Source organism: Microbacterium oleivorans, from assembly GCF_001691565.1.
In the GTDB taxonomy this organism is placed as follows: domain Bacteria; phylum Actinomycetota; class Actinomycetes; order Actinomycetales; family Microbacteriaceae; genus Microbacterium; species Microbacterium oleivorans_B.
In genome coordinates this window covers 1,061,029-1,076,076 of the sequence record NZ_MAYO01000003.1, presented here as the reverse complement: position 1 = coordinate 1,076,076, position 15,048 = coordinate 1,061,029, and the positions used below count along the sequence as shown (strand labels likewise).

The 15,048-nt window shown below is 69.6% G+C and carries 13 protein-coding genes; 6 read left to right on the top strand and 7 right to left on the bottom strand.

Going from position 1 to position 15,048, the window contains the following annotated elements; all coding sequences use genetic code 11:
• Window positions 1-42 precede the first annotated feature (42 nt).
• The 3 genes from crcB to BBA86_RS07945 all read right to left on the bottom strand — a co-directional run bounded on the left by crcB (window position 43) and on the right by BBA86_RS07945 (window position 1,378).
• Window positions 43-426 (bottom strand): fluoride efflux transporter CrcB, encoded by a 384-nt coding sequence (crcB, locus tag BBA86_RS07955; protein WP_065571072.1) that lies wholly within the window; start codon window positions 424-426, stop codon window positions 43-45.
• Window positions 423-911 carry a fluoride efflux transporter FluC gene (locus BBA86_RS07950; RefSeq protein ID WP_223247051.1) on the bottom strand — a complete coding sequence of 163 codons (489 nt, stop codon included), beginning with the start codon at window positions 909-911 and terminating at the stop codon, window positions 423-425. The genes crcB and BBA86_RS07950 overlap by 4 nt, the downstream gene beginning before the upstream one ends.
• Window positions 912-1,045: 134 nt before the next feature.
• Window positions 1,046-1,378: a hypothetical protein gene (locus BBA86_RS07945; protein WP_065571071.1), complete on the bottom strand. Its 333-nt coding sequence runs from the start codon at window positions 1,376-1,378 to the stop codon at window positions 1,046-1,048.
• 244 nt (window positions 1,379-1,622) lie between these two features.
• Between BBA86_RS07945 and BBA86_RS07940 the strand changes: the two genes are divergently transcribed.
• From BBA86_RS07940 to BBA86_RS07915, 6 genes are all read left to right on the top strand, one after another.
• Window positions 1,623-3,398, top strand: coding sequence for an ABC transporter ATP-binding protein (locus BBA86_RS07940; protein WP_065571070.1), 1,776 nt, complete (start codon window positions 1,623-1,625; stop codon window positions 3,396-3,398).
• Window positions 3,395-4,288, top strand: a complete 894-nt coding sequence (locus BBA86_RS07935) for a family 43 glycosylhydrolase (RefSeq protein WP_065571069.1) — start codon at window positions 3,395-3,397, stop codon at window positions 4,286-4,288. The genes BBA86_RS07940 and BBA86_RS07935 overlap by 4 nt, the downstream gene beginning before the upstream one ends.
• Before the next feature lie 225 nt (window positions 4,289-4,513).
• Window positions 4,514-5,800: an ABC transporter substrate-binding protein gene (locus BBA86_RS07930; RefSeq protein ID WP_065571068.1), complete on the top strand. Its 1,287-nt coding sequence runs from the start codon at window positions 4,514-4,516 to the stop codon at window positions 5,798-5,800.
• A 68-nt stretch (window positions 5,801-5,868) separates the two neighbouring features.
• Window positions 5,869-6,861 carry a carbohydrate ABC transporter permease gene (locus BBA86_RS07925; protein ID WP_065571067.1) on the top strand — a complete coding sequence of 331 codons (993 nt, stop codon included), beginning with the start codon at window positions 5,869-5,871 and terminating at the stop codon, window positions 6,859-6,861.
• A complete protein-coding gene (locus tag BBA86_RS07920) occupies window positions 6,858-7,793 on the top strand; it encodes a carbohydrate ABC transporter permease (RefSeq protein ID WP_065571066.1) in 936 nt (311 codons plus the stop codon). Before BBA86_RS07925 ends, BBA86_RS07920 begins: the two co-directional genes overlap by 4 nt.
• A gap of 2 nt (window positions 7,794-7,795) precedes the next feature.
• Complete coding sequence (locus tag BBA86_RS07915; protein ID WP_065571065.1) at window positions 7,796-8,452, top strand: hypothetical protein; 657 nt, start codon at window positions 7,796-7,798, stop codon at window positions 8,450-8,452.
• Between the two features lies 1 nt (window position 8,453).
• On the opposite strand, the gene BBA86_RS07910 is transcribed toward BBA86_RS07915, so the two are convergent.
• From BBA86_RS07910 to BBA86_RS07895, 4 genes are read right to left on the bottom strand one after another with little or no spacing between them, the layout of a single operon-like run.
• Entirely contained in the window at window positions 8,454-10,142 is a 1,689-nt protein-coding gene (locus BBA86_RS07910; RefSeq protein WP_065571064.1) for a hypothetical protein, read from the bottom strand.
• Window positions 10,139-13,198: an alpha-mannosidase gene (locus tag BBA86_RS07905; protein WP_065571063.1), complete on the bottom strand. Its 3,060-nt coding sequence runs from the start codon at window positions 13,196-13,198 to the stop codon at window positions 10,139-10,141. Before BBA86_RS07905 ends, BBA86_RS07910 begins: the two co-directional genes overlap by 4 nt.
• Window positions 13,198-14,091, bottom strand: a complete 894-nt coding sequence (locus BBA86_RS07900) for a carbohydrate ABC transporter permease (protein ID WP_065571062.1) — start codon at window positions 14,089-14,091, stop codon at window positions 13,198-13,200. Before BBA86_RS07900 ends, BBA86_RS07905 begins: the two co-directional genes overlap by 1 nt.
• Window positions 14,085-15,035, bottom strand: coding sequence for a carbohydrate ABC transporter permease (locus BBA86_RS07895; RefSeq protein WP_141677854.1), 951 nt, complete (start codon window positions 15,033-15,035; stop codon window positions 14,085-14,087). Before BBA86_RS07895 ends, BBA86_RS07900 begins: the two co-directional genes overlap by 7 nt.
• Between the last annotated feature and the right edge of the window lie 13 nt (window positions 15,036-15,048).

Here is a 15,048-nt window from a genome sequence, read left to right as displayed (position 1 = left end):
TCGAGTATGCCAGCAAGCGCTTTCCCATGCGCCGCCCGATCGTCATCCGCTGATCAGGCGGCCGAGCACGATGCCGAACAGACCGGCCGCGACGGCGGCCACCAGCATCCCGACCGCGTTCACCGAGGCCAGCGCGTATCGGCGCTGCTGCACGAGGCGGACCGTCTCGAAGCTCGCGGTGCTGAACGTCGTGAACCCGCCGCACAGGCCGGTGCCGATCACGAGGCGCCACGCGTCGTCGAGGCTGCCGCTGAGGGCGAGCTGAGTCACGAAGCCCAGGACGAGCGAGCCCGACACATTGATGATGAGCGTGCCGAGGGGGAACGCACCCCGCGCGCGGGTTTTGATCGCACCGTCGACGATGAGGCGGAGCACTGCGCCCACGCCCCCCGCGAGCGAGAGCGCCACGAAGAGAAGGGGCGTCATCGGATGGCCTGCTTACGGTGGCGTGCGGCCGCGAGGGCGATGCCCGCCACCGTCGCCAGTGCTCCGACCGCGATCGTGGCGAGCGCATACCCGACCCCCGCCGCGGCGTGGCCGCCCGTCAGCATCAGCCCGGTGTCGACGGCGAGCGCACTGTACGTCGTGAACCCGCCCGCGAAGCCGGTCCCGAGCAGCAGCCGCAACGACCGGCGCCGGCCGACGTCGGGCCCGCGACGGGACAGCGCCTCGAGCAGCACACCGAGGAAGAGGGCGCCGACGATGTTGATCAGGAAGATGGCGACCGGGATGCCGCCCACCGCCGGCATTGCGAGCGAGAGCGCTTCGCGGGCAGCCGTGCCCGCGGTGCCGCCGACGAGGACGAGCAGGATCGACGACCCGGCGAGGTGAACCGGACGCCCGGGCGCTGCGAGATCGCTGGCGACCGGGAGTTCGCCGTGCGGATCGTGTGCGGGTGCTGGCGTGGTCATCGGGTCCCGGGGTCGAGGAAGGTCGGGCGGTTCCACGATAGACCCGCGCTTTGTGGCGCCCAAGGCTGGGCTTCCGGGGACCCAGCGTGTCGTGGATGCAGTGGCTCGGAGGCATCCCGCGTCCCCGGAACGTGTCAGCGGCGGTCGCCGGACTCCGGCAGGTGCAGGGGGTCGTGTGGCAAGCCCGGACCGTATTGGACCTGCGGCCGGGTCTCGATCGTCGGATGGGTGGGCGGCGTGCGGCCGAGGTAGGCGTCGGAGTACGCGTCGGACGCCGACAGTTCCGGCGCGACCGGGCCTCGCGTCGATCGGCGGGCAGCGGTGAGCGCCGCGAGTGCGAGGGTCGCGGCGAGGACCGCGATCAGCACCCACGCCTCCGCGCGGAGCACGGTCGCCACGACGAGGACCGCTGACCCGGTCGCGCCGATGATCAGCGGCGCGAATCGCCGCAGTGCCATGATCGCCATGATTCACGGTACGTCGGGCGTCGGCGGGCGGCAACGGTCTCAGGAGACCCGATGTGTCGCCGGATGCCGGGGCAGGCGGCATCCCGCGCCCCCGGAGCACCCGGGCCCGGGACTCCGGGGACCCGTCCGGTCGCGCGGGCTCCCGGCAGGCGGCATCCCGCGTCCCCGGAACACGCGCGTCACGGCGCGGCGCAACCGTGCGAGGGGGTTCCGGCCCCGAACCCTCGCCCCTACGATGGGACGCATGACGCGGAAAACGCTTTCCCATCTGGATGGCCTCATCGACGGCGACCGTCCCGCCCGATCGGTGCTGCGTCTGCTCGCGCGTCGTCCGGGACGGATGACGGTGGCCGTCCTCGCGTTCGCGGCGAAGGAGATCCCGCTCTGGTTCCTGCCGGTCATCACTGCCGCGGTCATCGATGTCGTGGCGGGTCGCGGCGACGTGTCGCAGGTCATGTGGTGGTTCATCGTCGCGGCGGTCCTGCTGCTGCAGAACTACCCGAACCACATCCTCTACACCCGCAGCTTCATGACGGTCGTCCGCGACACCGGAGCCGACCTCCGGAACGCCCTCGCCGAGCGGCTGCAGAGTCTGTCGATCGGCTATCACACGCGCATCAGCTCGTCGATCGTGCAGACCAAGGTCGTCCGCGACGTCGAGAACGTCGAGCTCATGCTGCAGCAGGTCACGCATCCGCTCCTGTCCGCGACCATGGTCATGATCGGCGCGATCGCCATGACGGCGATCGCCGTCCCCGCATTCCTGCCGGTCTACGCGCTCGCCGTCCCGATCGCCATCGGCATCCGCTACGCGATGCGGCGACGGTCGCACGCGCGCAACGCGTCGTTCCGTCGCGAGGTCGAGACGCTGTCGGCCCGCGTCGGCGAGATGGCCTCGCTGATCCCCGTGACCCGCGCGCACGGTCTCGAGCAGACCGCCGTCACCCGCGTCGCGACCGGTGCGGACGGGGTCCGTCGCGCGGGGCTCCACCTCGACATGCTCAACGGTCACGTCGCCTCGGTGTCGTGGGTCGCGATGCAGCTCCTCGGAGTGGGATGCCTCGTGCTCGCGGCGACCTTCTCGCTCACCGGCATCCTGCCCATCACCCCGGGAGAAGTGGTGCTGCTGTCGACGTACTTCACCCTGCTCACTCAGGGGCTCACGCAGTTGCTCATGCTCATCCCGGTCGGCGCGCGCGGACTCGAGTCGGTGCGCTCCATCGCCGAGGTGCTGGCGGACCCCGACCTCGAGCAGAACGCCGGCAAGTGGCGGGTCGACGCCGTCGACGGCAGCCTCCTCCTCGATCGCGCCTCGCACCGGTACGCCGGCGCAGCCGAGGACGCCCTGCACGAGATCGATCTGCGCATCCCCGCCGGCGCGACCGTCGCCTTCGTCGGATCGTCGGGCTCGGGGAAGTCCACGATGCTCAATCTGATCCTCGGCTTCCTCCGCCCCACCGGCGGGCGCATATTCCTCGACGGGAACGACATGCAGGACCTCGATCTGCGCGCCGTCCGCCGGTTCGTCTCGGTTGTGCCGCAGGAATCGGTCCTGTTCGAAGGGACCATCCGCGAGAACGTCGCGTACGGTCTCGGCGACGTCGACGACGCCCGCATCGAGCGGGCCCTCCGCGACGCGAACGCGTGGGCCTTCGTGCAGGATCAGCCACAGGGGTGGGATACGGTCGTCGGCGAGCGCGGCGCGCGTCTTTCGGGCGGGCAGCGGCAGCGGCTCGCCATCGCTCGCGCACTCATCCGCGACCCGCGGATCCTGCTGCTCGACGAGGCGACCAGCGCGCTCGACCCCGAATCGGAGGAGCTCGTGAAGGATGCCCTGGGTCGCCTCATTACGGGGCGCACGACCCTCGTCGTCGCCCACCGCCTCTCGACCGTCAGGCAGGCCGACGTCATCGTCGTCCTCGAGAAGGGCGAGATCGTCGAACGCGGCTCGCACGACGAGCTGCTCGAGCGCGGCGGCCGCTACGCGCAGCTCCACCTCACGCAGGCGGGTCTCGCATGATCGAGGTCTACCGCGATCCCGTCTACGACGGCGCGACCGATCCGCTCGTCGTGATCGCCGGTCCCAGTGACTGGTGGATGTTCTACACCCAGCGCCGCGCGACCCATCCCGACCCCGGTCCCGGCGTCGCCTGGGTGCACGGGAGTCGCGTCGGCGTCGCGCGGTCGAGGGACGGCATCCACTGGTCGTACGCCGGAACCCTCGAGCCGACCTCCGACGGACTGCAGCTGGATGCCGCCGGCCCGCCCGCGCGCACGGATCGCACCCACTGGGCGCCGGAGGTCGTGTTCGACGGGCAGATCTGGCGCATGTATCTGACCGAGATCGACGGCGTCCCCGACCGGTGGCCGGGGTACGCGCGCCACATCGTCGAGTACCGGTCGGCGGACCTGTCCGAGTGGCATCGGATCGGCGGGCTCGCTCTCGACAGCGACCGCGTGATCGACGCGGGTGTCGCTCGCACCCCCGACGGGCGCTGGCGCCTCTGGTACAAAGACGAGGCAGCAGAGTCGGTCACGAAAGCGGCCGTCTCGAATGACCTCAGCACGTGGACGTCGGAGGGCACCGCGATCGGCGGACGGCCTCACGAGGGTCCGACGGTGTTCGAGCTCGGCGGCTCGTGGTGGATGATCGTCGACGAATGGCGCGGCATGGGCGTGTACCGCTCCGACGACGCCGTGTCGTGGCACCGCCAGGGCGGACCGGATGCCGTCATCCTCGGCGCGGGAACGGTGCCGGGCCCGGGGTTCGGCCATCACGGTGCGCCCGTGCGCGACGGGGAGCGCGCCTGGTTCTACTTCTTCACGCACCCCGGTGCGCCCGACGACCGGCGATGCGCCGTCCTGCGCGTCGAGCTGGTGGTGCGGGACGGCGAGCTGATCGTCCTCTGATCCTCGCGCTGATCGCCGATGATTCGGCGGGATCCGGGGCGGTGCCGGCGCCTACGATGGTCCTTGGGACCGGTAACAGGCGCCTCTTGAAAAACGTTTCAATTGTCGCTACTCTCGTGGCAAGCGCTTTCCTGTGGGCACTGCCCACGGCACCGAGGGAATCCGCAATCACGGACCATGACGTCCATCAGCACTCGCAACACGGACGTTCGAGAGAGGACAAAGATGTTCAGCAAACGCGCACTCGCCGCCGTCGCACTCGCGACGGGGTCGATCATCGCCCTGGCCGGCTGCGCCGGATCGCCGGAGCCTGCCGGCACGTACGACCCCGACGAGAAGGTCTCGCTCGACCTGGCCTTCTGGGGTAACGACGTTCGAGCCGATCTCTACAACAAGGCGATCGAGGCGTTCAACGAGAAGTACCCGAACATCACCGTCAGCACGAGCTTCCTCGCCTTCCCCGAGTTCTGGGAGAAGCGGCAGACCGAGGCAGCGGGCAAGAACCTTCCCGACGTCATGCAGTTCGATTACTCCTACCTGCGTCAGTACTCCGAGAACGGGCTCCTTCTCGATCTCGACCCGTACCTCGGCGGCGTCATCGAAACCGACCCGCTGCCGCAGAACATCCTCGACGTCGGCAAGGTCAACGACACGACCTACGGCATCGCGACGTCCACCAACGCCTGGGGCTTGTTCACCAACCCGGTCCTCCTCGAGAAGGCCGGCGCCGACGAATTCGCCGGCGGATCGTGGGACGACTACACCGACTGGATGAAGACCGTCACCGACGCCAGCGGCGGCGAGTACTGGGGCGGCAGTGACTACACGGGCCGCATCCAGAACTTCGAGCTCCAGCTGCGCGCCGAGGGCGGCAACCTCTTCACCGAGGACGGCAAGCCCGGCTTCGACGAGGCGCGCCTGAAGGCGTTCTGGGAGGAAGGGCAGTCGATCCGCGACGGCATCGGGGCGCCGCAGCAGACCGTCGAAGAGGCATTGCCGCTCGGTCCGTTCGACACGGCCCTGACGGCCAGCGAACTCACGTGGGACAACTTCGGCGCCGGCTACCTCGGCAACCTCGGCGCGGACTACAGCGAGCTCGGCCTGGTCGCGCCCCCGGTCACCAAGGAAGGCGCGAAGGACCTCTACCTGAAGCCCTCGATGCTGCACTCGATCGCCGCCAACACCGACCACCCCGAGGCCGCTGCGACGCTCGTGAACTTCCTCGTTAACTCGCCTGAGGCGGGGGAGATCTTCGGTACCAACCGCGGTCTCCCCGCGTCGGAGACGGCGCTGGCCGCCGCCGACCTCGACCCGCTCAGCGAGCAGGTCAAGGCGTACGAGGAGTCCATCGCCGACCGTCTCGGCGACGCGCCTCCCGTCCCGATCGTCGGCTACGGTGCCCTCGAGGAGGAGTTCCGTCAGCTGGGTGTGGAACTCAACTTCGGGACGCTGACCGTCGATGAGGCTGTGTCTCGCTTCTTCACCGAGATGGACGTCGCCCTCAACTCGTGACCGATCGCGGGGTCCGGATGCTGCGGCATCCGGACCCCGCACCGTCCCCCCGACATCTGGAGCAGCCCGTGAGCACAACCGCGACGAGAGTCATCGTCACCGGCGAGAAGCGGCGTCGCGCACTCGCGAACAAGCGGAGGCCCGAGAACCTCAGCCGCCCGACCCAGCGCTCGCGCGCGAGAAAAGAGACGCTCGCGGGTTACGGGTTCCTCGTCCCGTGGCTTCTCGGCTTCTTCGGGCTCACGATCATCCCGATGGGCTACTCGCTGTACTTGTCGTTCACGCGGTACAACATCTTCACCCCGCCCCGCTGGATCGGGCTCGACAACTACATCCGTCTGTTCACCAACGACCCGCAGTTCATCCAGTCGGCGCAGATCACGCTGATCTACGTCTTCGTCGGAACGCCCATCACCCTGATCGCGGCGCTCCTCGTGGCGATGCTGCTCAACTACCGCGACAAGGGCGCCGGCTTCTTCCGCTCCGCGTTCTACGCCCCGTCGCTCATCGGCGGATCGGTGTCGGTCGCGATCGTCTGGCGCGCGATGTTCGGCTCGGAGGGTCCCGTCGACTCGTCGCTGGCGGCCCTCGGCATCGACCTTGGTGGGTGGATCGGGAACCCGAGCCTCGTCCTGCCCGCCATGATCATCCTGTCGATCTGGCAGTTCGGCGCGACGATGGTGATCTTCCTCGCGGGGCTCAAGCAGGTGCCCAAGGAGCTCTACGAAGCGGCCGAGATGGACGGCGCCGGCGCGTGGCACCGATTCCGTGCGGTCACCCTGCCGATGCTCTCGCCGGTCATCTTCTTCAACCTGCTGCTCGGCCTCATCGGAGCGTTCCAGGTGTTCGCCTCGGCCTACATCATCTCGAACGGCTCCGGCGGCCCCGCCGGCATGACCAACTTCGTCACGATCTACCTTTACAAGCGGGGCTTCACGGACGGCCAGATGGGCTACGCCGCCGCCATTGCCTGGATCCTGCTGATCGTCGTCGCGATCATCGCCTTCATCCTCTTCCGCACTCAACGTTCTTGGGTGCACTACGCCGGAGACAACCGATGAGCACCTCCAACGTCGCCACGACCTCGGGCGCGGCATCCACCCCGGTCTTCGCCGCGCAGCAGACGATCGCCGCTCCGCCCCGCCGTCGGCGCGTGAAGCGCAAGACCTGGCAGACGGTCATCTGGCTCGTCGTGCTGATCGCGCTGACGGCCCTCGTCCTGTACCCGCTCGTGTGGCTCGGCATCTCGACGCTGAAGCCGAATTCGGAGTTCGGTCAGAACCCGGGGCTCATTCCGCAGCAGCCCACCTTCGACAACTATCTGAAGGTCTTCGACGGCATCGCCGGCGTCCCGCTGTGGCAGTTCTTCGGCAACTCGCTGATCCTCGCGGTCCTCGCCGTGGTCGGCACCGTGCTCTCGAGCGCCCTGGCCGCCTACGCGTTCGCCCGTATCCAGTTCAAGGGTCTCGGCATCCTGTTCGCGGCGATGATCGGCACGCTGCTGCTGCCGTTCCACGTCGTGATCATCCCGCAGTACATCCTGTTCAACAATCTGGGCCTCGTCGACACGTTCTGGCCGCTCGTCCTGCCGAAGTTCCTCGCCACCGAGGCGTTCTTCGTGTTCCTGCTCGTCCAGTTCATGCGGCAGATGCCGCGCGACATGGACGAGGCGGCGCGCATCGACGGCGCCGGCCACGTCCGCATCTTCTGGGCGATCATCCTGCCGCTCGTGAAGCCGGCGCTGATCACCTGCGCGATCTTCGCGTTCATCTGGTCGTGGAACGACTTCCTCGGACCGCTCCTGTACCTCACGAGCCCCGAGAACTACCCGCTCCCGATCGCGCTGCGCCTCTACAACGACCAGTCCTCGACGAGCGATTTCGGCGCGACCGTGACCGCGTCGTTCCTCGCGCTCGTGCCGGTGCTGCTGTTCTTCCTCGTGTTCCAGCGCTTCCTCGTCGACGGCGTCGCGACCCAGGGTCTCAAGGGCTGACGATGGCCACGATGCGAGCGGATCGGCGGGCGGCGCGTGCTGCGGTGCGCGCCGACCGTTCCGGCAGCGGCCCGGTCCTCGACGAGCGTGTCCCAGGCCGCTTCCCCGGTGCCGCCGCGAAGTTCGCGCTCTTCGGCGAGGTCCTCCTGGTGGGCCTCCTCGTCGTGCTCGTCGGCGCGCTGGTGGTGACCCTGCCGGTCGCGCTCGCGGCCGGCATCCGTCATCTGGCCCGCTACATCGGCGCGGAAGACTCGCGGCTCGCCCTGTTCTGGAGCGATGTGCGCGCCGGGATCGCGGGCGGCAGCGTCATCGGGCTCATCGCGGCAGTGATCGCCGTCGTGCTCGTGATCGACATCGATCTCGCGCGATCCGGCTTCCTGCCCGGGGGAGTCGTCATCGAAGCGGTCGGCTGGACCGGTCTGGCAGTCCTCGCCGTGAGCCTCCTGATCGCGGCGGGTGCGTGGCACCCGCGGACCGGCTGGCGGGCAGCCGTGCGCAGCGTTCCGGCGATCGTGCGGAGCGACCCGCGAGGACTCGTGTTCTACATCGCGGCGGCTGCGCTCGTCGTCATCCTGACGTGGATGCTGCCGCCCCTGCTGCCGGCTGCCCTCGGCTGTGCGGTGCTCGCCGTCGTCGCGGTTCCCGAGCGGCGACGCTGAGTCAGCGAACGCGGCGGACGGTGAACGTCGCCCTACCGGGTGTCGTCCCGGTCACGTAGAGCCGCGGACCGCCGAGAGCGTCCGTGCCGCCCAGGTAGTCGTAGTCCTCACCCGGGAGGTACGCGGCCGGCGCGGACGAGCCCGTCCCGGGGCCGATCTCGAGCGCGTCATCGCCGACGACGTACCGGGCCGACCCGTCGGTGAGCACGGCGGTGCCGTCGGCACGCACCTCGACGCCCTCGAACGTGCCGCCCGCGCGGAAGGCGAACTCGAGGCTCCACGCGCAGATAGGGCCGTCCGTCTCGATCGTCAGCAGGGCGCCGTCGTCGGTCGGGACGACGTCGATGCGGGTGCGCAGCGGGACCTCGTCGCGCGGACGCTCGTCGAACGACATCGCGGCCGAGAAGCGACCCTCGTCGACGAGGCGATAGTCGCCGTCCGGGCGGCGACGCCCGGCATCCAGCGGTCCGAAGTAGGCGGGGGAGAGCCTCTCCTCGAGCACGATCCGATCGTCCTGGACGGTCATCTCGTCGGCGCGGAACGGGCCGAGACCGAAGAAGTGCCGCGAAATGCGGACGGAGTCGAGCACCGCCTCACCGGCGAACAGGCGGAGGAAGGTCGGGTTGGTCGCGAGGCCGGAGCGGATGCGGCGCGCGACGGCGTAGTCCGACCCGCCGAACACGACGAGTGAGCGATCGGGGGTGCGGTCGACGGCGAGACACGAGACCGGCCACACGAGGCGCACACGGTCGGCGGGTGCCGTGCCCGCGGGGAGCGGCTCGCGCAGCGCCGGGTGCAGGAGCATGTCCGCGAGAGCCGTCTGCGGATCGATGACGGGGGCGGATGCCGCGACCCGCGCCGCCCACGCGAAGTCATCGCGGCCCGTCTCGAGGGCGAGTCGGCGGTAGTGCAGGGCGAACGGCGCGAGCGGGAAACGGGTCTCGCGCTGGTCCTGCCGACGGGAGTGCACGGTCTCGACGGAGCCGTCGGGGTGGATGAGGCCGAGGGTCGCCTCGAGGTTCCGCGCCACGACGTCGTGCAGCTCGGGCAGGCCGAGGACGTCGCCGATGACCAGGAGAGAGGGGTTCGAGACGTAGACCGCGTAATTCGCGCTGCGCTCGGAGTACAGGCCGTCGGCGTCGATGTCGATGCCCTCGGCGAGCCACTCTCGCGCCCGCGCCTCGAGGCGCGGGTCGGGGCGGTGCCGGTGCAGGCGGCTGAGCGCGGCGGTGAGCTCCCACCGGTGGTTCGGCGTGTGCACACCCCCCGCGAGCAGGGCGGGGGCGGCGCGATCGGCGATGCCGCCCAGCACCTCGGCGATGCGGCCAAGGCGGGTGTCGCCCGAGCGGCGCGCGAGCTCGAGGATGTCGCCGACGTCGTTGATCGTGAAACCGGTGTCGGGCGGCGATTCGACGTTGTCGCCGCCGAGGAAGAGCCCCGTCGGCGACTGCAGGTCGTGCAGGATCCCCGCGTACTCCTCGGCGCGGGTCACGACAGCGGGGTCGCCCGCGAACGCGGATGACGGCTCCAGGAAGACCGCGACCAGGAGCTTCGCGCGCCGCATCGACTCCCGATGCGGGCCGAGCGGGGCGAGCGACACGTCGGTCGACGCCAGCAGAAGGGCCGCGGCCTCGGCATCCGCCGCGGCGATCACATCGGCGACGAACGTGTCGGTATCGAACGGGGTCATGACTGCTCCGGGTTCTGCAGGCGGACGCGCAGGGTGACGACCTCGAAGGCGCGCAGGTCGAGGTCGACGGTGCGGTCGTCGGTCAACGCTGCGGCCTCGGCCCGGCCGCGTCCCGCGGTCTCCACGAGGTCGCAGACATCGAGAGACGAGGTGGGCACGTCGAGGTGCAGGATGCCGCCGGTGCGGGCGCCGCGCTGCTCGAAGACGCGCACGATGAGGTCGCCGCTGCCGTCCGCGGCGAGCTTGACCGCCGAGACGACGATGCCCTCGGTCGAGCTCGACACGAGCGGTGCGACCGTCTCCGCGCCGGTGAGCTCGCGCAGCGGCGAGCCGACGACCGCGCCCCAGCGGGCGGCATCCGTCGTCGTCTCGGCCGGAGCGAAGAGCGACGTGAACTCGTGCACGCCCTGGTCGGCGTCGGGGTCGGGGAACGTCGGCGCGCGCAGCAGAGACTGCCGCACGGTCGTGATCGTCCCGTTCCCGTCGCTCGTTCGCGTCGCGTCGTGGCCGTACATGCCGTCGTTGACGATCGCGGCGCCGGTGCCCGGCTCGCCGACGTGCACCCAGCGGTGGGCGCAGACCTCGTAGCGTGCGGCATCCCACGACGTGTTCGCGTGGAGCGGCCGGCGGACGTGCCCGAACTGCGTCTCGTAGGCCGCATCCTGCGCGTGCACCGCGACGGGGAAGGCGAGCTTGAGCAGACGGTGCCGCTCGTGCCAGTCGACGCGCGTGCGGATGCGGACACCGCCGCCGTCGGGGTGGATGTCGATCCACTGCTCGACGGAGCCGTTCGGCAGCGGGTGCACGACGTGCACGACGGCGTCGACCAGCTCGGCCGTGCCGCCGTCGACGTCGGTCGTGGCGAGGCGGTACGAGGCGTCGAGCTCCCACGCGTCCCACTTCGACGGTGCGTCGACGTGGAGCTGCAGCAGGCCGCCGCGGTGACCGGCGGGGATGAGGTCGCGGCCGGTGGCGAGCTCGACCACGCTCCGGAGGGTGCCGTCGGGGCCGACGCGCACGTCGATCAGGTCGGACCGCAGGCGGAATCCGCCGTCGGTCCGCTCGGCCGAGACCGGGGCGGGGATGGGCGCGGGGCCCGCGCCGCCGGCGGGGATCGCGACGACGGGTGCCGTGCCCGGGTTGAGCGCCAGGGGCTGCGACCCCTCGCCGACGAGGGCGGCGACGGCATCCGCGATGATCCGCTCCAGGCGCACCGTCGTCTCGGCGTGAGAGCGCTCGGCCTCGCGGTGCACCCAGGCGATCGCGCTACCGGGGAGGATGTCGTGGAACTGCAGCAGCAGCACCTCGCGCCAGAGTTCCTCGAGCTCGGCCGCGGGGTACGGGATGCCGCGTCGCACCGTGGCGGCTGCGCTCCAGTGCTCCGCCTCGACGAGCAGCGCCTCGTTGCGGCGGTTACCGCGCTTGGTGCGCATCTGCGAGGTGAAGATGCCGCGGTGGAACTGCAGGTACATCTCGCCCGACCAGACGGGCGGGTCGACGGGTTCGGCGGCGGCCTCGAGGAAGAACTCGCGCGGTGTGCCGAAGGCGACCGCGGGGGAGCCCTCGAGGTCGGCCTGCAGGCGGGCGTCGGCCATCATCTCGCGGGTGGGCCCGCCGCCCCCGTCGCCGAACCCGAAGGGCATCAGGGACCGGGTGCTCGCGGCGTGGTCGGCGAAGTTGCGGACGCTCCGGGCGAGCTCGGTCGGCCGCATGTCGCCGCTGTAGGTGTTGTTCGGCGGGAAGTGCGTGAAGATGCGGGAGCCGTCGAGGCCCTCCCACACGAAGGAGTGATGAGGCATCGTGTCGAGATCGTTCCAGCACATCTTCTGTGTGAAGAACCACTCGAGTCCTGCGCCCCGCAGCAGCTGGGGGAGGCCGGCGGGGAAGCCGAACGAGTCGGGGAGCCAGCCGACGTCGCTGCGCGCACCGAAGTGCTCCTCGAAGAACCGCGTGCCCGTCAACAGCTGACGGGCGAGAGACTCACCCGAAGGCATGTTCACGTCGGATTCCACCCACATGTTGCCCACGGGGATGAAGCGGCCCTCGGCGACGCGCGCCTTCACGCGCTCGAAGAGGGCGGGGTCGCTGCGGCGGACCCACTCGAAGTGCTGCGCGGCGGAGCTGACGAAGACGGCGTCGGGGTCGGCGTCCATGAGCTCGAGTACATTCGCGAACGTGCGGGTGACCTTCCGCACGGTCTCGCGGCTCGGCCAGAGCCACGCCGAGTCGATGTGCGCGTGGCCCGTTGCGATGATGCGGTGAGCGGATGCCGCGGCGGGGGCCGCGAGCAGAGGGGCGAGGATGCCGCGGGCGGCCGATGCGCCCTCGGCGGGCGCATCGGGGTCGATCGCGTAGAGCGCTCGCTCGAGTCCGTCGAGGATGCGCGCGCGGCGCGGGTCGGAGTCGACGAGTTCGCGGGCGAGACCGACCAGGACGATGACCTCGCGGCGGAGGCGTTCCACGGTCTCGTCGACGAGGCGCAACTCCATCCGTCCGAGGCGGTACAGGGGCTCGGCTCCGGCGGTGGCCGGGTCGCCGAGCGGGGTGGGCGAGAAGGCGAGAGGGCTCTTGAAGTCGTCGCCCCCCGAGAGGTCGGGGTTCGCGGCGGCCTCGACCGTGAACGACACGCGCTCACCGGGGCCGTTCGACACGGGGACGTGATGGTTCCGCGGCTCGAGGCCCTTCACCACGACGCCCTCCGGCGTCCGCACCAGGCCCTCGCACTGGAACCCGGGTTTGGCCTGCGAGAAGCCGAGGTCGAGCGACAACTCGATGCGGCCGTCGCGCTCGGCCCAGGCCTGCGGCACCTCACCCTCGACGGTGAACCACGTCGTCCCCCAGGCGCGACCCCAGCGGTGGCCGGGGTCGACCGGAGCGAACGCGGCGCTCTGCCGCATCCGTTCCACCGACACGGGCTCGCCCGGCAGGTCGCCCCTGTCGGGGACCTGCCAGGCGGAGACCTGAAGAGGGGTGCGGTCGGCGACGACGGCGCGGTCGAGGTACTCCCCGACGAAGCGGTCGACGCGTTCCAGGACGAGGTGGTCCCGTGAATGCATCAGTCCTTGAGTCCTGCGTTGATGTTCGAGGAGGTCACGTACTTCTGGAACACGAGGTAGAGCGCGACGAGCGGGATCATCGACAGCACGGATGCCGCCAGGAGGATCGTCCACTCGATGTTCTCCGCACCGACGAGGGCGCGCAACGCGATCTGGAGTGTGAACTGGTCGGGGTTGCCCAGGATGATGAGCGGGAAGATGTAGTCGTTCCAGCGCCACTGGAAGGACATGATCGCCAGCGTGAGTGCGATCGGACGGGCCAGCGGCAGCATGATCCGGAAGAAGATGCCGTACTCGCTCGCACCGTCGATGCGCGCCGCCTGCATGAGCTCATCGGGGATCGTGATGAAGAACTGGCGGAACATGAACACACCGGTCGGGGTGACGATCGAGGGGATGATCACACCGGCGAGCTGGTTGTAGAGCCCGAGGTCGCGGATGACGATGAACATCGGGTTGAGGATGACCTCGCCCGGCAGCATCGTCATCGACAGGATGAAGAGCCCGAGAACGCTCAGCCACGGGTTCTTGTACTTCGCCAGCGCGTAGCCGGTCGTTGCGCAGAGGAAGACGGTGAGGACCGTCGAGACCGTCGCGACGATCGCCGTGTTCAAGAAGTAGCGCGCGAAGTCGATGCGCTCGAGCGCCGCTTCGTAGCCGCCGAGCGTCCATTCCTTGGGGAAGAAGGACAGCGGGTAGCTGAACAGTTCGCTGCCGGGCTTGAACGACGACAGCAGGAACCATGCCAGGGGGAACAGCATGAGAAGCGCCAGCACCCACAGCATGGTGGTCGGCAGCACGGCACGGCGGCGGAGGTTCTTCGATCGGCGGCGACGCTCGAAGCGTTCCCGCTTCTTCTCGTCGGGGACGGTGATGGCGTAGGTGGTCACCATGAGTTGTTGCTCCTCCGGCTGATGCGCAGCTGGATGATCGCGATGACCATGAGGATCACCAGGAGGACCATCGACGCCGCGCTGGCGTAGCCGATCTCGGACTGCTTGAAGCCGGTCTCGTAGATGTACTGGACGATCAGCCGGTTCTGCGTTCCGGGACCGCCGCCGTTGAGCGACTGGACGAGTGCGAACTCCTTCATGTGCCCGAGCGTCGACAGCAGGATCACCAGGACGGAGGTCGGGGCGATGGACGGCAGCGTGATGCTGCGGAAGCGCTGCCAGCCGTTCGCGCCGTCGAGTTCGGCCGCCTCGTAGTACGACTTCGGGACGTTGTTGAGGGCGGCGACGAACAGCAGCATGTTGAACGCTGCGCCGGCCCACGAGGACGCCAGGATCACGACGAGCAGCGACAGGTCGGCGTTCGAGGACCAGGGCACCCGCCCGCCGCCGAACATGGCGATCACGAAGTTGACGAAGCCGAAGCTCTCGCCGAACATCCAGCGCCAGATGACGCCGGTCACGATCGGCGAGACGAGCCACGGGAGGAAGAAGATGATGCGCGCCGCCGTCTTGCCGCGGGCGTGCGCCGCATTGATGGCGACGGCCATGCCCAGGGAGAGGGCGTAGCTGAGGGGCACCGAGAACAGTGCGAAGACGAAGGTGCGTCCGAGGGCCGAATAGAAGTCCGGGTCGCCGAGAAGCTTGCCGTAGTTGTCGAGTCCGACGAAGTTCGCGTCGCCCCACCCGCGGAAGTCCGTCAGCGAGTACGACAGGCCGAGCACGCCCGGCCACAGGAAGAACAGTGCGAACAGGGCGGCGGTGACGACGGTGAAGAGGAACGGCGCCATCCGGTACCGGCCGAAAGCGCGCTTGCGGCGGAGGGAGGGCGCGCCGGGCGCCCCCGCCGTGGGGGCGGAGGCGTCCGGCGTGATGGTTGCAGTCATGCGAATGTGGTCC